Raw genomic sequence first — 1,285 nt, forward strand, 5'->3', positions numbered from 1 at the left:
TGGGCTTGATCCGCTTTGACGGACACTCCTGATCAGGGGCTTCGGCCCCGGAAGGATGATGTCCATCATGGAGAGCATGGGGAAGAAGAAGCCGAGGCCCAGGCGCTCGTTCACACCGGAGTTCAAGGCCGAGATCGTCGACCTGTGCCGGCGCGGCGACCGGTCCGTCGGTCAGGTCGCGAAGGACTTCGACCTGACCGAGACGGCGGTCCGCGACTGGATCCGTCAGGCCGAGGTCAACTCCGGCGAACGGGACGGCCTGACCAGCGACGAGCGCGAGGAACTGGCCCGACTGCGGCGGGAGAACCGCCGCCTGCGCGAGGACGTGGACATCCTCAAGCGGGCCACGGCTTTCTTCGCGAAGGAGACCCGGTGACGGTCCACCCGTTCATCGAGGCGGAGAAGCAGGCAGGCCACAACGTCAAACGAGCGTGTGAACTGCTCCAGGTCTCCCGTGCCGCCTTCTACGCCCGCCGCAACAGCGAGCGCGGTCCCCGCGCCGTCCGCGACACCGAGCTGACCGAGAAGATCACCGAGATCCACGCGGACTCCCGAGGAAGCTACGGGGCCCCACGCGTCCACGCCCAGCTCCAGCGGAGCGGCGACCGGTGCGGACGACGCCGGGTCGCCAGGCTGATGCGCCAGGCAGGACTTCAGGGTCGGCACCGCCGCCGGCGCCACCGCACCACGATCCCGGACCCGCAGGCGGCCACCCGGCCGGACCTGGTCCTGCGCGACTTCCAACCCGACCCGACCGCCCTCAATGCGCGCTGGTGCGGCGACATCACGTACGTCCCGACCGGCGAGGGCTGGCTCTACCTGGCCACGGTCATCGACATCGCCTCGCGTCGCGTCGTCGGCTGGGCCACCGCCGACCATCTGCGGACCGAACTGGTCGCCGATGCCCTGCGGGCAGCCTGCCGGACTCGCCGCCCATCGGGTCCGGTGATCTTCCATACGGATCGCGGCTGCCAGTACACAAGTCGTGAATTCGCTTCACTGGCAAGTGATTTCGGCGTCCAACTGTCGGTCGGCCGGACTGGGCAGTGCTGGGACAACGCGCTCGCCGAGTCGTTCTTCGCCACCTTGAAACGGGAGCTGATCGGCGACCGAACGTGGCCGAGCCGGGCGGCTGTCCGCTCCGCGATCTTCGAGTGGATCGAGGGCTGGTACAACATACGCAGGCTGCACAGCAGCCTCGGCTACCGCAGTCCAGCCGGCTACGAGAACGTCCTGGCGGCCTGACCACCACACCGAGGGTGTCCGTCAAAGCGGAGCAAGCTCA

2 protein-coding genes are annotated in these 1,285 nt (G+C 68.3%); both read left to right on the forward strand.

The window, feature by feature from the left end:
* Nucleotides 1–67 precede the first annotated feature (67 nt).
* A complete protein-coding gene (locus AB0J08_RS41650; protein ID WP_360645433.1) occupies nt 68–376 on the forward strand; it encodes a transposase in 309 nt (102 codons plus the stop codon).
* Nucleotides 373–1,245: an IS3 family transposase gene (locus AB0J08_RS41655; RefSeq protein ID WP_360645436.1), complete on the forward strand. Its 873-nt coding sequence runs from the start codon at nt 373–375 to the stop codon at nt 1,243–1,245. The genes AB0J08_RS41650 and AB0J08_RS41655 overlap by 4 nt, the downstream gene beginning before the upstream one ends.
* The last annotated feature ends 40 nt before the right edge of the window (nt 1,246–1,285 follow it).

The organism is Kitasatospora sp. NPDC050463 (assembly GCF_040655255.1).
Taxonomy (GTDB): domain Bacteria; phylum Actinomycetota; class Actinomycetes; order Streptomycetales; family Streptomycetaceae; genus Kitasatospora.